Here is a 14,964-nt window from a genome sequence, read left to right as displayed (position 1 = left end):
GTCTGCCTGCGTCCGGAATGACCGATTCTGATTGCATCCATGTGACGGGCACCCGCTAGCGTCTGCCCGCGCGCACGGGCAGACGCCATCGTTCCTGACCGCGTGAACATTGTCCGGAACGGTGCCGAAATCTCGTCGGAGATGGAGGTTCATCATAGCCGTGTCGGAACAGGGCGGGACCGGGCCGAAGGCCAGACCGAGGGGGAGGGCTCGACTGCAGCGAAGATGTAGGGCCACGCAAAACTGCGGGTTGCGGAGCCCAGGCGGTCGCTTCCCCCGGCACCACCGCTAATCCAGGAGTCCCTTCCGGCCAAATCCTTACAGTAAATGCGCCAGCTCTCGGACCCGCCCGTGACCTTGTCCCCCTAACGCGAGGAATGGCAGGTCCAGAACCGCTACATGCAGACCGAGCCCATGGCCGACCTCGTGGCCATTGGCACCTCCGCAAAGCCCGAACAGATTTCCACCGCACCCGCCTGAAACGGAGACGCTTTAGCTCCCCCCAATTTCCACCACGTTGACGGACGCGACCCGTCAGCCTCCTCATCAATCGTCGACGTTCGGGCCGGGCCGCTTATCCTTCCATCGGGTGCGGAAGGCTCCGGCGCATCCTTCGCAGGATCGCGAGAAAGGCCGCGGCGGCGTCGTCGATCGCGCGATCGTTGTGGATGCGATGAACCGCCTCGGCGCTCTCGGGCACGTCGAGCGTCGCCTGGCGTCGTAGCCGCAGGTCGATCTCCTCCGGCGTCTCTCGGCCCCGCGCGGCGATCCGCTCGACGAGCAGGTGGCGTGGAGCGGTGATCTCGATGATGTGGAGGCGGGAAAAGCGCTCGGCCGCGTTCCGCAAAGCCGCCCGCGACACATTGGCGACAACGGTCTCGCCAGCCTCCAGGCGTCTCGAAATCTCGGTCGGCAGGCCATAAGAGAGGCGGTGCGCCGTCCATGTCAGGCAGAAGGCGCCTTCCGCCTCGGCCATGGAGAACGCCGCTGGCGTCAGGCTGTCATGGTCTTCCGCGTCCGCGAGCGCGATGCGGGTTATGACGCGGCGGGGGAAAAAGAAGCCGGTGTCCGGAGCGAGCGTCGCGGCGGCGATCGCCAGCAGCGAATCCTTGCCGGCGCCGCTTGGTCCGACCACCGCGACGAACGATCCAGGCGAACCGGACCCAAGCCGGTTTCCCCCGTCGCGCGCATGGGGTTCGATCTCAGGCGACACGGTGACCCTCCCGCCAGACCGAGCGGACGACCGGCGGCTCGCCCGGCGTCGCGCGGACGCGCACGAGATCGGCGCGCAGGCCCTCGGCGATCGCGCCGCGATCGGTAAGGCCGACGGCTTCGGCCGGGTTTTGGCTCACCAATCGGATGGCATCCGGCAGATCGGCCGCGCCCTGATCGGCGAGATGAAAGACCGCCTGGAGCATCGAAAATGGCACATAGTCGGACGACAGCACGTCGAGGACGCCGAGGCGCAGGAGTTCGATCGCCGAGACATTGCCCGAATGCGAGCCGCCGCGCACGATGTTCGGCGCGCCCATCAGCACATGCAGGCCGGCCTCGCGCGAAGCCCTGGCCGCCGCGACCGTCGTCGGAAACTCGGCGACGCTGGTGCCGAGCGCGATCGCTTCGTCCACATGGGCGGACGTCGCGTCATCATGGGAGGCGACCGCGATGCCGCGCACGCGGCAGCGCTCGGCGATCGCAAGGCGGCTTTGCGACGCGAATTTCGCCGATTCGGCCAGCCGCCTGGCACTGAAGGCCGCGAACTCGGTGTCGGACAATCCAAGCTTGCCCTGATAGTAGATGCGATAGGCATCGAGATCGGCGAACTGCCGCTGGCCCGGCGCGTGATCCATCAGCGAGACCAGCTTGAGCCGCGGATTCGCCTCGATCTTTCTGAAGCCCTCGACCACGTCGCTCGCGGACACCTCGCATCTGAGATGGATGTAATGGTCGGCGCGCACGCGCCCTTCGGCCACCGCCCGGTCGATCGCGTCCGCCATCTCGGCCATGTCGCCGGAGGTCAGCGTGGCGTTCTCGTCGGTGCCGACCCGCAGCGCGTCGAAGACGGTGGTGATGCCGGAGGCGGCGATCTGCGCGTCATGGGCCTGGATCGCCGCCATCTTGTTCCACAAGACCTTCGGGCGCGGGATGTAATGACCCTCGATATGATCGGTGTGCAATTCGACGAGACCGGGGATGACCGTGTCCCCGTCCATGTCCTCGCCGGATGCCGCAGGACCGTCGCAGATTGCCGCGATGCGGCCGTCGCGGATGACGACATGGCCGTCGACCACCGCGTCGGGAAGGACGAGGCGGGCGTTCCTGAGGATGGTTTCTTCGGTCATGTCAGAGCGTCTTCGGCGCGAGGGCGAAACGGATGGAGGGAGTAAAGGCGGAAAGGGGCGCAGGGCTCCCGCTCGATAAAGATGCCCAGCCGGTCGACCGCAAGCGGCGCCCCGTCGAAATCGGCGAAGCGCTGGCGCAGCCGGGCTTCCACGCCGGCCCGTTCGTCCGGTTCGACCGGGCCGGTCAGGGTCATATGGAAGCGGAAATCCCTCAGGACATGGGGATAGCCCCACTGCTCCAGGTTCTCACGCTGGCGCTCGCTCAGCCGGTCCGGCCGGCGCCGGCGGTATTCCGCGTCCGTCAGCGGCGCCCGCCAAGCGTCGAAATTTCGCACCACAGCCTCGGCGAGTTCGTCCAGCGCCGGGGGAGAGCGTTCCGGAACGAACGCGAAGAACGGCCCGAGGGCGGCGATGACGAGGCGGTCGATCGCCACTGGATCGCGCGAGGCGCAGAAGTCCGCGAGGCTGGCGTCGAGGTCGGCGAGACCGGCGCCGTCGGCGAAACGGAAGGGCGCCTTCATCGTCGCATGGAAGCCATAGCGGGCCGGCTCCGCGACCAGCGTGTCGATCGCCGGATCGCTATCTCGGGTCGGCTCGCCGTCGAAGACGCCACGGCCAAGCCACTGGGCGGCGGCGCGTGTCAGCGCGGCGCTGGCCGGCGGGGTGAAGAAGATCGCCGCGCGCATGGTCAGGTGACGAACCGGCGCAGCTGCTGGGACAGAAGATCGGTCAAGATGACGGTCGCAACGACAACGATGAGGATGGCGGCGGATTGCGGATAATAGAAGCCGCGGATCGATTCGAACAACACCTGGCCGATGCCGCCGGCACCGATGACCCCCAGCACCGTCGCCGCCCGCACGTTGGATTCGAAGCGGTACAACGTATAGGAAATCCACAACGGCAGCACCTGGGGTATGACGCCGAAGACCACTTCCTGAAGCTTCGAGGCACCGGTCGCGCGGATGCCTTCGACGGGGCGCGGATCGATCGATTCCACTGCCTCCGAAAACAGTTTGGCGAGGATACCGGTGGTGTGGATGAACAGCGCCATCACCCCGGCGAAAGGTCCAAGACCGACGGCGACGACGAACAGCACCGCCCAGACGATCTCGTGGATCGCTCGAAAGAAGTCCATCAGCCGCCGGGCCGGCTGCAGGATGTACCACGGCACCATGTTGTGGGCCGACAGGATGCCGAAGGGGATGGCGAGGAGGACAGCCAGGAACGTCCCCCAGACCGCGATTTGGACGGTCACGACCATTTCGCCCAGATAATACTGCCAGTCCTTGAAGTCGGGTTCGGCGAAGCCGGCCGCATATTGCGCCATGTTGTCGGCGTCGGTGAACAAATACGTCCAGCGCCCCATCTCCGCCGGTGCCCAGCTCCACAGCAGGATAAGCCCCAGGCTGCCCCAAATGATAGCGTTCCAGATGCTGCGCGACCAGTCGCGGCCGGCGTTGAGGTCCAGTCGGGAAGGCGCGAGGGTTTCGACCGCTTTGGTCATCGTGGAGAATCCTGCTGAAAAACCGGAAACGGCCGGCCGGCATTTCGATGCCGATCGGTCGCATCTGAAGGAAACGGCGGCGCGAGACCTGCCGCGCCGCCGCGATCTAGCCTCAGCTCTGCTCGGCACTCTTGATCTTCTTCTCGTAGCCGGTTTTTTCCGCTTCGAGCTTGTCGATCGCCGCCTTCTTGGCGTCCTCGGCCATCGTCGTGTCGGCCTTGATCTGAGCGATCTCTTTCGACAGTTCCATCACCCGGACCGGCAGGAGCTGGTCGTCACTGGACTCCTTGAACGGCGCCCATTGAAGTTCGGCGAGGACGTCCTTCTCCTTGGCGACGTCGCCGTCCGACTGGTCGGTGCCGTAGGTGAGGAAGAAGGTCTTGATCTTGTCCTTGATCTCCTGCGGCAGCTCCTTGTGCCAGACGATCGGGTCGGCAGGGATCAGCGGCGACTTCCAGATCACCTTGATCTTCGCGAAAGCCACGGGATTGTTCTTCTCGATCAGGGCGAGGCTCTCGGTGTTGTTTGCGGCCGCGTCGACCTGGCCGTTGGCGACGGCCATGGCGTTGGTCTCGTGGTTGGCGTTGGTGACGTTCTTGAAGCATTCCTTCGGATCGACGCCGTTGGCGGCGAAGACGAAGGTCATCGGCACGAGATAGCCGGAGGTGGAGTTGGGATCGCCGAGGCCGAAATCGATCGACTGGTCGCATTTCAGGAGGTCATCGACGCTTTCAAGCGGCGAGTCCTTAGGTGCGAGGATCAGCGACCAATAGCCGGGGTTGCCGGTGACATCGACGGTCTGGGCGAATATCTCGCCATTCGCCCGGTCGACGGCTTCCATCGCCGATTTGTTGCCGAACCAGGCGAGATGGACCTTGCCGAAGCGCATGCCCTCGATGACGCCGGCGTAATCGGTGGCGAAGAAGGGCTTCACCTCGAGGCCGGTCTTCTCCTCCATGGCGGCGAGGAACGGCGCCCATTTCGGCTTCAAATTGGACTGGCTCTCGGTCGAGATGATCCCGAAATTGATCTCTTCGGGCGCGGCGTCCTGGGCCAGCGCCGGCGCCGTGAGGCCGGCGGCCAGCGACGCGGATGCGAGGATCTTGAAGATCGCGTTCATGGTGGGTCTCCTGTTGCGTTGAGGGTTGTTGTCGTTACGCCGTGGCGAGCGAACGGGCCGCGGCCCGCGGCTCCATCGGCGGAACCGGTCGACGGCTGTCGACCGGAAGGGTATCCGGCAGCACGAGCTCTTCGGAATGCGATCCGTAGAGTTCGGTCAGAAATTCGTTGGTCAGCGCGGTCGAGGGGCCGTCATAGACGACCTCGCCGGCGCGCAAGGCGATCGTGCGCGGGCAATAGCGGCGCGCGTATTCCACCTGATGCAGCGAAACGACGGCGGTGATGCCGTCGGTGCGGTTGATGTCGGACAGAACGTCCATCACCCGTCGGGCGGAGGCGGGGTCCAGCGAGGCGATCGGCTCGTCGGCGAGAAGCACGCGGGATTTCTGCACCAGGCAGCGGGCGATGGCCGCGCGCTGTTGCTGTCCGCCGGACAGCGTCGAGGCGCGTTGCCAGGCGACGTCCGGGATGCCGACGCGGGCGAGGGCGACCCGGGCGGCCTGCTTTTCGCCTGTGCTGAACAGGCCGAGCGTTCCGCGCCAGCCCGGAATACGCCCAAGATTGCCGAGAAGGACGTTGGTGATAACGGGCAGGCGGTTGACCAGGTTGAACTGCTGGAAGATGACGCCGATCTCGGTCCGCATCTCGCGGGCCTTGCTGCCGAGGCGTCCGCTTTCTTGAATTCTCCGTCCGAAGATGTCGATGGCGCCGCCATCGCCCCTTTCGAGGCCGGCGATGTGCCGAATCAGGGTCGACTTGCCGGAGCCGGAGGCGCCGATCAAAGCGACCATCTCGCCTTTGCCGATATCCAGGTCGACATTCGACAAGGCCTGCTTTCGGCCGAAGCGCTTGGAGAGATTGTTCACGGCTATGGCGGTCATGGGCGGTCCGTCCCCAAAAGCATCGGACCGAAAAGTGGAATCCGGTTTTCGGATCATTCTGATGCTCAATCCAAGTGCCAGAGCGTCCTTTGTGCGTCCGGAGGGACGCACAACGCTCTGGTTTGACGGTCGGATTCCTAGGCGTCTTTCATGAGGGCTGGATGACACTTGCGTAACGGTTGGATGACGGTATCGCCGTGCCGGCCCGAGGGCCTTCTGTTAACCGCCGTGTCTGTCGAGAAACGCTTCGGCGTCGAGGGCGCGAAAGTCGGCGAGCGCTGCCCGCAGCTTCCGGTGCGGCCAGTCCCACCAGGCGAGGGCGTCCATGCGCACGCCGATGTCTTCGGGAAATCGCGGACGGATCGGCCGGGCCGGCACGCCGCCGACGACCGTGTAGGGGGCCACCTCTTTGGCGACCACCGCGCCTGCGCCGATGACCGCGCCGTTGCCGATCGTCACTCCGGGCAGGATCGTCGCGCCATGGCCGATCCAGACATCATGGCCGATGGTTACAGCGTCTTCCCGCCGCCAGGCGAAGAATTCCGCCTCGTTCGCCTCACCGTCGAAATAGTCGCCCGCCCGGTAGGTGAAATGATGCAGGCTCGCCCGGCCGATCGGATGGTTGGTGGCGTTGACCCGAACGGCGGAGGCGATGTTGACGAACTTGCCGATGACGGCACACCAGATGTCGCAATCGCGCATCATGTAGGAATAGTCACCCAACTGCGTTTCCGACACCTGACAGCGCTCGGCGATTTCGGTGTAGCGGCCCAGCGTCGATGCTTCGACCGCTGCGCTGGCATGAACCAGCGGCATTTCGGAGAGCTTGGGCATCACGCGACCTTGCGGGCCGAAAAGGTCGAGACGTCGATGATGCGCGTCGCGATCCTGTCGCGGACCACCTCGTCATGGAAGATGCCGAGGATCGCCACGCCGGCCGCCTTCTTGGCCTCGATCATCTGGCAGACGACGTCCCGGTTCTTAGGGTCGAGCGAAGCCGTCGGCTCGTCGAGCAGCAGCAGCGGATGGTCGGTGATGAAGCCGCGGGCGATGTTCACGCGCTGCTTCTCGCCGCCAGAAAAGGTCGCCGGCGGCAAGTCGAACAGAGCGTCGGGAAGGTTGAGGCGGCTCAGCAGCGCTCGCGCCTTCTCGCGGGCGGCTCCCGGCGCAACGCCGCGCGCGACCAGCGGTTCGGCCACGACATCGATTGCGGGAACACGCGGGATCGCCCGCAGGAATTGGCTGACATAGCCGACGACCGACCGGCGCTGTTCCAGCACGGTACGGGGATCGCCGGCCGCAAGATCGACCGTGGCGCCGGACTCTGGATCGCTGAGCAGGATTGCCCCCGCGTCGATCGAGTAATTGCCGTAGACCATTCTCAGGATGGAGGATTTTCCCACACCCGACGGGCCGCCGAGAACGACACACTCGCCGGCCGCGACCGCAAAGCCGGCGTCCCGGACGACGGGCAGTTGGACCCCGCCGCGCAGATGCATCGTGAAGGATTTCTCGACGTCGCGGACTGACAGGATCGAAGGGGAGGAACCAGGCATCGTGTCAGCTTTCCGGAATCGAGGCGACGAGGAGCTGGGTATAGGCATGGTGGGGATCGTCGAGCACGCGGTCGGTCAGCCCCGCCTCGATGATCCGGCCGCCCTGCATGACGATCATGCGCTGGGACAGGAGCCGCGCGACGGCGAGGTCGTGGGTGACGATCACCACCGACAGTCCCATCTCCGCGACCAGTGAGCGCAGAAGGTCGAGCAGCCGCGCCTGGACCGACACATCGAGGCCGCCCGTTGGCTCGTCCATGAAGACCAGACGCGGACGCGTCACCAGATTGCGCGCGATCTGCAGGCGCTGCCGCATGCCCCCGGAAAAGGCGACCGGCCGATCGTCGATGCGATCCTCGGCGATCTCGACCCGGTCGAGCCAGTCGGTGGCGGTTCCGCGAATATGGCCGTAATGGCGTTCGCCGACCGCCATCAGCCGCTCGCCGACATTGGCGCCGGCCGAGACCCGCATCCGAAGGCCGTCGGCCGCGTGCTGGTGGACGAAACCCCAGTCGGTGCGCATCAGGAAACGGCGCTCGGCCTCGCTCAAGGATGCCAGATCGCGCATCGTCCCGTCGCGCATCGCATAGGAGACGGTGCCGGATGTCGACGCCAACCGGGTCGAAATGCAGTTGAGCAGCGTCGTCTTGCCGGACCCGGACTCGCCGACGATGGCGACGACTTCGCCGGGAAAGACGTCGAAGGACACGTCTTCGCAGCCGACGCGCGCTCCGTAGAGCTTGGTAAGGTGGCGGACGGAGAGGATCGGGGGCTCACTCATTTCGCGGCCTCCGCCGTTTGTGCCCCTGTGAACCCGGCCTCGCGACGGGTTTCGCAGTGGTCGGTGTCGGAACAGACGAACATCCGGCCGCCTTTGTCGTCCATGACCACCTCGTCGAGATAGACGCCCTCGGCGCCGCAGAGTGCGCAGGGACGCTCGAAGCTCTGGACCCGGAACGGATGATCCTCGAAATCGAGGCTGACGACGTTGGTGAAGGGCGGCAGCGCGTAGATTCGCTTTTCGCGCCCGGCCCCGAACAATTGCAGTGCCGGCGAGCGGTGCAGCTTCGGATTGTCGAATTTCGGGATCGGCGACGGGTCCATCACGTAGCGGCCCTCGACCTTCACCGGGTAGGCGTAGGTCGTCGCGATATGGCCGTGACGGGCGATGTCCTCATAGAGCTTGACGTGCATCAGCCCGTATTCCTCCAGCCCGTGCATCACCCTCGTCTCGGTCTCGCGCGGCTCCAAAAAGCGCAGCGGCTCGGGGATCGGCACCTGGAAAACAATGGTCTGCCCCTCTGTCAGCGCTGTTTCCGGGATGCGGTGGCGGGTCTGGATGACCGTCGCCTCGGCCGTCCTGGTCGTGGTCGCGACACCTGCGGTCTTTTCGAAGAAGGCGCGGATCGACACCGCGTTGGTGGTGTCGTCCGCTCCCTGGTCGATCACCTTGAGAATGTCGTCGGGGCCGAGGATCGAGGCGGTCACCTGGACGCCGCCGGTGCCCCAGCCATAGGGCATCGGCATTTCGCGCGAGGCGAATGGCACCTGATAGCCGGGGATAGCGATGGCCTTGAGGATCGCACGGCGGACCATCCGCTTCGTCTGTTCGTCCAGATAGGCGAAATTGTAGGTGGGTATCGCGGTCGTCATTCGGCTGCATCGCAGTTGATCGACCGCGCCTCTTGGCTGTCGCCCGCGCTTGCCTGCTCGCGGCGCATGCGCCGGACGAGGTCGAGTTCGGCCTGGAAATCGACGTAATGCGGCAGCTTCAGGTGTTCGACGAAGCCCGTTGCCTGGATATTGTCGGAATGGGCAATGACGAATTCCTCGTCCTGGGCCGGCGCCGTGCGCTCCTCGCCGAACTCGTCGGCGCGCAGCGCCCGGTCGACGAGGCTCATGGCCATCGCCTTGCGCTCCGACTGGCCGAAGACGAGGCCGTAGCCGCGGGTGAATTGCGGCGGCTCCTCGGACGATCCCTGGAACTGGTTGACCATCTGGCACTCGGTCAGGCGCACCCGGCCGATGGTGACGGCAAAGCCGACTTCCGGCATCTCGACCTCGACGTCGACGAGACCGATCCGGATTTCGCCGACGAAGGGATGCGAACGGGCGTAGCCACGCTGAGTGGAATAGGCGAGCGAAAGGAGAAAGCCTTCGTCGCCGCGTGAAAGGGCCTGCAGCCGCAGATCGCGGCCGGCGGGAAACTCCATCGGCTCGCGGGTGAGATCGCCCGGCTCGCCCACCGGCAATTCGCCATCGGGCTCGATCAACCCGTCGCGGCCGAGAATGTCCGTGACCCGCGGACAGGGATCGTCGCTGCGGGCACGGCGCTTTCCCGACGCCACCGGCTCGTCCGTTGCCATCGCGGGATCGATCAGCCGATGGGTATAGTCGAAGGTCGGCCCCAGCAGCTGGCCGCCCGGCATGTCCTTGTAGGTCGCCGAGATTCGCCGCTCGATCCGCATGGCGCCGGTGTCGACCGGCCGCGATGCGCCGAAGCGCGGCAGCGTGGTGCGGTAGGCGCGGATCAGGAAGATCGCCTCGATCAGATCGCCGCGTGACTGGCGGATCGCCATTGCGGCCAGGTCCGGATCGTAGAGCGAGCCTTCCGCCATTGCCCGGTCGACGGCGAGCGCAAGCTGTCCGGCAATCTGCTCGAGCGTCAGCGCAGGAACGCTCCGGTCGCCCCGGCGGCGGTCGGCGAGCAGGCGATGGGCGTTGCCGATCGCGGCTTCGCCACCCTTGACGGCGACATACATGGCTCAGCGCTCCTCGATCTTGGTGGTGCGCGGCAGGGCGCATGCCTCATCGGCGGCGACCATCAGGATGTCGATGCCGCGCGGATAAAGTCGCCCGTTCGCCGCCCACTGGCCGAGGAACTTGGCCGGCAGTCCCTTTGGGGTTGCTTCCGTCTCGGTCTCGATGCCCGGCCCGCGCAGTCCAAGGGCCGGCCCCGAGCGCAGGCTTTCGAGCGACAGGATCAGGGTGGTCGAACGGTCGGGATAGGCGTCGGTCCCGAGCGCGAACTCGTCCAACGGTGGCATCGTCGCCGGGTCGCAGACAAGGGCGAAGCGCGCTTCGCACATCTCATCGACGACCACCGCGCCGGTGTGGAAGGAAAGCCAGGCGGCGATCGCGTCGTTACGCGCCGCCGCGTCGAGCCAGACCGGTGTGTCGGCGTCGGCGAGGGTCGCGAGGAAGGCGCCGGCCGCCGGAGGCACGGGGGAGGGCGGGCGCGTTCGGCCGCCGAGATCGATGATCCTGCCGGGGCGCGCGAAGGCGTCCATGACGCGGGCGAAAGCGGCCTGTGCGTCGAAGACGGGATCGACGAAGCCGCCCTCCAGACCCGCTCCGTCGCCGGCCGTCCTGTCCTGGTACATCAATCGTCTCCCCGAACCATGGTGAAGAAATCGACGCGGGTCGCCTCGGTCTCCTCGGCGGATTTGCGATCGGCCTCGACTTTGCGACGCAAGGTCGGTTCCACCACCCCGGCCTCGATCGCAGCGCGCCAGTCGGCGCGCTGCCAGCCGGCGTCGAAGAGCGCGGCCAGCCGCGCATGATCGGTGTCGCGGCCGAGCACCATCGCGTGGCCGACTTCACCGGACACAAGACGGACGCTGGCCCGGGCGACGCTCGCCTCGCCGAGATTGAAGGGGGCGCCGCCGCCGCCGATCCGGCCGCGCAGCATGACCAACCCGGCTTCCGGCCCGCGCAGCGCCGTTGCTGGCGTGTCGCCGGCGACGTCGCGCCAGACTTCCGCCAACTCGGACGGGTCGGCCGCCGCGAAGGCTTCCATGGCGCGACGACGGCCGCTGACGCCGCTATCGGCATCGGCGGCGATTGTCTCGGCGTTATGATACGGCAATGAATCCAGATCCCCGTCTGACCGCTCTTACTCTTCGAGGAGCGGCCATAGGGATCCAATGTATCGTCCCGATGACAGTGGGCCGATGTTCCGGCGCCGGTCATCGAGTGAGGCCGTGTCAGAGCGAGCGTTGATCGACCCGCATCGACGCGGCTTCGGCACTCTCGACACGCTCGGAGTAGCGATCCGTCAGATAGGTGGAGCGCACTCGCACCGTGTGGGTAAACTTCACCAGCTCCTCGGTCACGTCGACGATTCGGTCGTAATTGGGCGACGGTCGCATTCGGCCCGCTTCGTCGAACTGGTCGAAGGCCTTCGGCACAGAGGACTGGTTGGGAATTGTCACCATCCGCATCCAGCGCCCGAGAATCCGCATCTGGTTGACCGCGTTGAAGCTCTGCGAGCCGCCCGAGACCTGCATTAGCGCCAGCGTCTTGCCCTGGGTCGGGCGCAGGCCGCCGAGCGACAGTGGCAGCCAGTCGATCTGCGCTTTCATCACGCCGGTCATCGCGCCATGCCGTTCCGGGCTCGACCAGACCATCCCCACGGCCCAGATGGCGAGGTCCCGTAGCTCCTTCATCTTGGGATGATCGGGTTCGACACTGTCGGGAAGCGGCAGGCCGGCTGGATCGAAGAACCGGGTTTCGCAACCGAACCAGCGCAGCAGGCGGCCGGATTCCTCGGCGACGAAGCGCGAATAGGAGCGGGCGCGCAGCGAGCCGTAGAGCAGAAGAATGCGTGGCGGATGGCGCGGCGCGTTCGGTCCCGCGAGGCGCGCCGTATCGATCGCCCTGAGTTGGTCTGGATCGATGTTCGGCAGGTCGTCGAGGCTGCGGATCACGGTATCAGACAACGCGCCGACCCTCGGCGTCGATCACGACCTCGCCATCGTCCTTGGTGAAGGGGCCGATGTCTCGATGGGGCAGGAGATCGAGAACGGTTTCGGACGGGCGGCAGAGCACCGACCTGTTCACTTTCCTTTTAGAACAGGCAAGCATGATTGCAGGAAATCATGAAAAGGTGAAAGCATGAGCCGTAAACCTTCTCTTCTGGCAACCGCCATGAAGCCGGTAGAGCGACCGGCACCCGCGGCGGCAGCTCCGGCCGCCTCCGACACACCGGCAGAGCCGATACGCCGGGCGCGCGGAGCGCAGTCGGCCGGGAGCTATGTTGCGCCCTCGCGGGCGAACAAAACGGCCAAGACGCACTACCTACCGCCTGCCTATTGGGAGACACTGGAAGAACTCAGCTTCCGCACGCGCGATCCGCAGGGTAAGCGGATTCCGCAGGAGCGGCTTGTTGCCGAGGCCCTGAACCTGCTTTTCGTGAAATACAATTATCCGGTCGTCCACGAAGGCGGGGAATAGGGGAGCAATCATATTTTCATGTAATCATGATTGCATAATTGCACGTCAAGACAATCGGATTGCAGCTTATACCGGTTCAGATATAAGATGCGCATGATTCAAGACGAACGCTCGCTAGAATGGATCGGCAGTAGCCGCAAAGACCTGATGCAGCTTCCGGCCGATGTGCGGAAGTTCTTTGGCTATGCGCTGCATTTCGCGCAGCACGGTGACCAGCACCCTTCTGCGAAAGCCCTGAAAGGTTTCGGCGGCGCTGGCGTCCTTGAAGCGGTCGAGAACGACGCAGGCGGCACATATCGGGCTGTTTATACGGTGAGATTCGAGGAAGCGGTTTTCGTGCTGCATTGCTTCCAGAAGAAGAGCAAGAGCGGCATCGCAACCCCAAAAGCGGACATGGAAATTATCCGCGCCCGACTGAAGGTTGCGGAGACAGTTGCGAAGGAGATGAGACATGGCAACCCGCATCATTGACAGGATCGAGGTCGAAACCAGCTCCGGCAACGTGTTTGCCGATCTGGGCCTACCCGATGCCGATAAGCTGAAGGTGAAGTCCGGCCTGATGATCGAGATCACCAAGGCAGTGCGTCGGTTTGGCCTCACGCAAGAGGAGGCTGGACGGCGCATGGGACTTCCGCAACCGAAAGTGTCTTCACTCCTGCGCGGCGACTTTACGAATTTGTCGGAACGGAAACTTATGGAATGCCTGAACCGGCTTGGTTACGACATCGAAATCACTGTCAAGCCGACCGCTGACCCAGTCGGACATTTGAAGCTTGCAGTTGCTTGAGGGGCGGAAATGGCCCGTTCGAGACGAAATAGTCCCGGCTGCGGCTGGACTACGGCGGCGAGTGACAAGCCGTATAAACAGCAAGAGCATCGCCGTGAGCGCGCGGCGGTGCGCAGTATCGACCTGACCGCCAAAGAACCGCCAGCAAGCCGGGCGTTCGGAAATCCCTGGCACGGCGAGAAGGACGGCAAACAATGGTTCGACCCCGAGCGTCATCCGAAGGAAATGCGGAAATAAATTCGTCGGAGCGTGACGAAGCTCTTGAACATTGGCTGCGCACGGAAGGCGTTGCCGCCTATGACGAGCTGAAGGCGGACCCGTCGAGGGGACGAACCTCGGATCAGGTGCGCCAGCGCCTTGCGGACGAGCGCAGGCGTAGAGACAGCCAGACACGATAGGTTTTTGCGCGTGTGATCCGCCCCCGCCCATCCCTACGGCCCTACATGAAAGAGCGGGCCGGTCGGGGGCTAGCGGCGTGTCCCTTCCAGTCCCTTTGTTCGAGTCGACGTAGGCGTGGAGAACCCAGAGCGGACGCCCTTCGTCCCGACAGCTNGAAGGTCCTGGCGACGGCGCTAATGGACTTGCCTTCGCGAATGAGTTGGCGAGCGAGTTCGGCCTGATCGGACCGCATCTTCCTTGGGCGCCCGAAGGTCACGCCGCGTGCCATTGCCGCTTTTCGACCCTCGTCGGTTCGGCTCAATATGAGGGTCCGCTCGAACTGGGCGATCCCAGCGAACACGGTCATGATCATCACGCCGGACGGGGACGTGGTATTGGCCCAAGGTTCATCAAGCGATTGTAATCCTGCCTGCTTTTCCTTGATGCGTTCCGCGATGTGCAGGAGTTCGATGGTCGATCGCGCCAAGCGATCGAGGCGGGCGACGACGAGAACATCGTCTTTGCGCAGATGGCCCATCAGCTTTTCGAGCTCGGGCCGGCCACGAGCAGTCCCCGATATTTTCTCCTCGAACATCATTTCACAGCCGGCCTCTGAGAGCCGACCGCGCTGGATTTCAAGGTTCCGACGCCCACGTAGTCGTCGTAGTTGGTCCAGGCTTTGAACCTCGGCAGCCGTGGCTGGTCGACGATGCCGGTGGCGTTGTCGACGCTCAGCCCTTCGAAGAAAGTGCTGCCGTCCGCGGAGACCGCGAGGCGGAACCTGTCCGACCCGAATAGTCCGACCAAGGCTTTCGTCACGAAGCCGGTCTGCAGCGTCAGCCCGAGATCGTCGCCCGAGGTTTCCTTGTTCATCGTGTAGAAGAGATCGCCGGTTCCGCCTTCGGCCACGGTCCTCGCCGTCCAGAGCGCGGCATTGAGCTTGGCCGAGAACGGGTTCGCTGCGTCGGCGGCGATGCCTTGCCCGAGCAGGGCGAGACTCTGCAGAGTCGCCCGGGTCGTGCCAATCAGCCGAAGCCTCTCCGAAGTGTGTCAACTCCGCGAATATCGCCGTCGCAGCATTGCAAGCGCGGGACCCGTGCGCCGCCACGCAGGTGCCAACGCCTTTATGAACAAGTCAGCGCCGAGGGTGAGCTTGCTC

Annotated in this window: 19 protein-coding genes and 1 pseudogene; 3 read left to right on the top strand and 17 right to left on the bottom strand. The window is 64.9% G+C overall.

From position 1 onward, the window contains the following. Positions 1-574: 574 nt before the first annotated feature. The 15 genes and pseudogenes from phnN to VQ044_RS17030 all read right to left on the bottom strand — a co-directional run. Complete coding sequence (phnN, locus tag VQ044_RS17100; RefSeq protein ID WP_327648476.1) at positions 575-1,213, bottom strand: phosphonate metabolism protein/1,5-bisphosphokinase (PRPP-forming) PhnN; 639 nt, start codon at positions 1,211-1,213, stop codon at positions 575-577. Beyond that, positions 1,203-2,342, bottom strand: coding sequence for an alpha-D-ribose 1-methylphosphonate 5-triphosphate diphosphatase (locus tag VQ044_RS17095; protein WP_327648474.1), 1,140 nt, complete (start codon positions 2,340-2,342; stop codon positions 1,203-1,205). The genes phnN and VQ044_RS17095 overlap by 11 nt, the downstream gene beginning before the upstream one ends. Continuing rightward, positions 2,339-3,028 (bottom strand): DUF1045 domain-containing protein, encoded by a 690-nt coding sequence (locus VQ044_RS17090; RefSeq protein WP_327648473.1) that lies wholly within the window; start codon positions 3,026-3,028, stop codon positions 2,339-2,341. Before VQ044_RS17090 ends, VQ044_RS17095 begins: the two co-directional genes overlap by 4 nt. A gap of 2 nt (positions 3,029-3,030) precedes the next feature. Continuing rightward, positions 3,031-3,849, bottom strand: coding sequence for a phosphonate ABC transporter, permease protein PhnE (gene phnE, locus VQ044_RS17085; RefSeq protein ID WP_327648471.1), 819 nt, complete (start codon positions 3,847-3,849; stop codon positions 3,031-3,033). A gap of 112 nt (positions 3,850-3,961) precedes the next feature. Beyond that, positions 3,962-4,969: a phosphonate ABC transporter substrate-binding protein gene (gene phnD, locus VQ044_RS17080; protein ID WP_327648469.1), complete on the bottom strand. Its 1,008-nt coding sequence runs from the start codon at positions 4,967-4,969 to the stop codon at positions 3,962-3,964. Between the two features lie 34 nt (positions 4,970-5,003). After that, the gene (gene phnC / locus VQ044_RS17075) at positions 5,004-5,849 is read right to left on the bottom strand and encodes a phosphonate ABC transporter ATP-binding protein (RefSeq protein WP_327648467.1); all 846 of its coding nucleotides are present in this window, start codon (positions 5,847-5,849) and stop codon (positions 5,004-5,006) included. A gap of 219 nt (positions 5,850-6,068) precedes the next feature. Then, positions 6,069-6,686, bottom strand: a complete 618-nt coding sequence (locus tag VQ044_RS17070) for a DapH/DapD/GlmU-related protein (protein WP_442872940.1) — start codon at positions 6,684-6,686, stop codon at positions 6,069-6,071. Beyond that, positions 6,683-7,405, bottom strand: a complete 723-nt coding sequence (gene phnL, locus VQ044_RS17065; protein WP_327648465.1) for a phosphonate C-P lyase system protein PhnL — start codon at positions 7,403-7,405, stop codon at positions 6,683-6,685. The genes VQ044_RS17070 and phnL overlap by 4 nt, the downstream gene beginning before the upstream one ends. A 4-nt stretch (positions 7,406-7,409) precedes the next feature. Beyond that, positions 7,410-8,186: a phosphonate C-P lyase system protein PhnK gene (gene phnK, locus VQ044_RS17060; RefSeq protein ID WP_327648463.1), complete on the bottom strand. Its 777-nt coding sequence runs from the start codon at positions 8,184-8,186 to the stop codon at positions 7,410-7,412. Then, positions 8,183-9,058 carry an alpha-D-ribose 1-methylphosphonate 5-phosphate C-P-lyase PhnJ gene (locus VQ044_RS17055; protein ID WP_327648461.1) on the bottom strand — a complete coding sequence of 292 codons (876 nt, stop codon included), beginning with the start codon at positions 9,056-9,058 and terminating at the stop codon, positions 8,183-8,185. The genes phnK and VQ044_RS17055 overlap by 4 nt, the downstream gene beginning before the upstream one ends. Beyond that, positions 9,055-10,167, bottom strand: coding sequence for a carbon-phosphorus lyase complex subunit PhnI (locus VQ044_RS17050; protein WP_327648459.1), 1,113 nt, complete (start codon positions 10,165-10,167; stop codon positions 9,055-9,057). Before VQ044_RS17050 ends, VQ044_RS17055 begins: the two co-directional genes overlap by 4 nt. A gap of 3 nt (positions 10,168-10,170) precedes the next feature. Further along, positions 10,171-10,788, bottom strand: a complete 618-nt coding sequence (gene phnH, locus VQ044_RS17045; RefSeq protein ID WP_327648457.1) for a phosphonate C-P lyase system protein PhnH — start codon at positions 10,786-10,788, stop codon at positions 10,171-10,173. Further along, on the bottom strand, positions 10,788-11,204 hold the full coding sequence (phnG, locus tag VQ044_RS17040; protein WP_327648480.1) for a phosphonate C-P lyase system protein PhnG: 417 nt from the start codon (positions 11,202-11,204) through the stop codon (positions 10,788-10,790). Before phnG ends, phnH begins: the two co-directional genes overlap by 1 nt. Before the next feature lie 187 nt (positions 11,205-11,391). Further along, positions 11,392-12,126: an arsenical resistance protein ArsH gene (gene arsH / locus VQ044_RS17035; RefSeq protein WP_327648455.1), complete on the bottom strand. Its 735-nt coding sequence runs from the start codon at positions 12,124-12,126 to the stop codon at positions 11,392-11,394. Next, positions 12,119-12,235: pseudogene (locus tag VQ044_RS17030) on the bottom strand (arsenate reductase); the annotation flags it as partial. The pseudogene VQ044_RS17030 and the gene arsH, both read right to left, overlap by 8 nt. 66 nt (positions 12,236-12,301) lie before the next feature. On the opposite strand from VQ044_RS17030, the gene VQ044_RS17025 reads away from it, so the two are divergent. The 3 genes from VQ044_RS17025 to VQ044_RS17015 all read left to right on the top strand — a co-directional run bounded on the left by VQ044_RS17025 (position 12,302) and on the right by VQ044_RS17015 (position 13,427). Next, positions 12,302-12,640 (top strand): chromosome partitioning protein ParB, encoded by a 339-nt coding sequence (locus VQ044_RS17025; protein WP_327648453.1) that lies wholly within the window; start codon positions 12,302-12,304, stop codon positions 12,638-12,640. A 93-nt stretch (positions 12,641-12,733) separates the two neighbouring features. After that, entirely contained in the window at positions 12,734-13,111 is a 378-nt protein-coding gene (locus VQ044_RS17020) for a type II toxin-antitoxin system RelE/ParE family toxin (protein WP_327648452.1), read from the top strand. Continuing rightward, positions 13,092-13,427 carry a helix-turn-helix domain-containing protein gene (locus VQ044_RS17015; protein WP_327648450.1) on the top strand — a complete coding sequence of 112 codons (336 nt, stop codon included), beginning with the start codon at positions 13,092-13,094 and terminating at the stop codon, positions 13,425-13,427. Before VQ044_RS17020 ends, VQ044_RS17015 begins: the two co-directional genes overlap by 20 nt. Before the next feature lie 439 nt (positions 13,428-13,866). On the opposite strand, the gene VQ044_RS17005 is transcribed toward VQ044_RS17015, so the two are convergent. Both VQ044_RS17005 and VQ044_RS17000 read right to left on the bottom strand, forming a co-directional pair. Further along, the gene (locus tag VQ044_RS17005) at positions 13,867-14,400 is read right to left on the bottom strand and encodes a recombinase family protein (RefSeq protein WP_331827728.1); all 534 of its coding nucleotides are present in this window, start codon (positions 14,398-14,400) and stop codon (positions 13,867-13,869) included. Further along, positions 14,400-14,714: a hypothetical protein gene (locus tag VQ044_RS17000; RefSeq protein WP_327648447.1), complete on the bottom strand. Its 315-nt coding sequence runs from the start codon at positions 14,712-14,714 to the stop codon at positions 14,400-14,402. The genes VQ044_RS17005 and VQ044_RS17000 overlap by 1 nt, the downstream gene beginning before the upstream one ends. Positions 14,715-14,964 lie beyond the last annotated feature (250 nt).

The organism is Aurantimonas sp. C2-5-R2 (genome assembly GCF_036549495.1).
In the GTDB taxonomy this organism is placed as follows: Bacteria; Pseudomonadota; Alphaproteobacteria; order Rhizobiales; family Rhizobiaceae; genus Aurantimonas; species Aurantimonas coralicida_A.
Note: the sequence above shows the minus strand (reverse complement) of the source record. Positions and strands in the feature narration are given on the sequence as shown.

Coding starts and splice junctions, on each gene's coding strand:
- VQ044_RS17095 (WP_327648474.1), bottom strand. CDS start 2,342: ATGACCGAAGAAACCATCCTCAGGAACGCCCGCCTCGTCCTTCCCGAC.
- VQ044_RS17090 (WP_327648473.1), bottom strand. CDS start 3,028: ATGCGCGCGGCGATCTTCTTCACCCCGCCGGCCAGCGCCGCGCTGACA.
- phnE (WP_327648471.1), bottom strand. CDS start 3,849: ATGACCAAAGCGGTCGAAACCCTCGCGCCTTCCCGACTGGACCTCAAC.
- phnD (WP_327648469.1), bottom strand. CDS start 4,969: ATGAACGCGATCTTCAAGATCCTCGCATCCGCGTCGCTGGCCGCCGGC.
- phnC (WP_327648467.1), bottom strand. CDS start 5,849: ATGACCGCCATAGCCGTGAACAATCTCTCCAAGCGCTTCGGCCGAAAG.
- phnL (WP_327648465.1), bottom strand. CDS start 7,405: ATGCCTGGTTCCTCCCCTTCGATCCTGTCAGTCCGCGACGTCGAGAAA.
- phnK (WP_327648463.1), bottom strand. CDS start 8,186: ATGAGTGAGCCCCCGATCCTCTCCGTCCGCCACCTTACCAAGCTCTAC.
- VQ044_RS17055 (WP_327648461.1), bottom strand. CDS start 9,058: ATGACGACCGCGATACCCACCTACAATTTCGCCTATCTGGACGAACAG.
- VQ044_RS17050 (WP_327648459.1), bottom strand. CDS start 10,167: ATGTATGTCGCCGTCAAGGGTGGCGAAGCCGCGATCGGCAACGCCCAT.
- phnH (WP_327648457.1), bottom strand. CDS start 10,788: ATGTACCAGGACAGGACGGCCGGCGACGGAGCGGGTCTGGAGGGCGGC.
- phnG (WP_327648480.1), bottom strand. CDS start 11,204: ATGGAAGCCTTCGCGGCGGCCGACCCGTCCGAGTTGGCGGAAGTCTGG.
- VQ044_RS17025 (WP_327648453.1), top strand. CDS start 12,302: ATGAGCCGTAAACCTTCTCTTCTGGCAACCGCCATGAAGCCGGTAGAG.
- VQ044_RS17020 (WP_327648452.1), top strand. CDS start 12,734: ATGATTCAAGACGAACGCTCGCTAGAATGGATCGGCAGTAGCCGCAAA.
- VQ044_RS17015 (WP_327648450.1), top strand. CDS start 13,092: ATGGCAACCCGCATCATTGACAGGATCGAGGTCGAAACCAGCTCCGGC.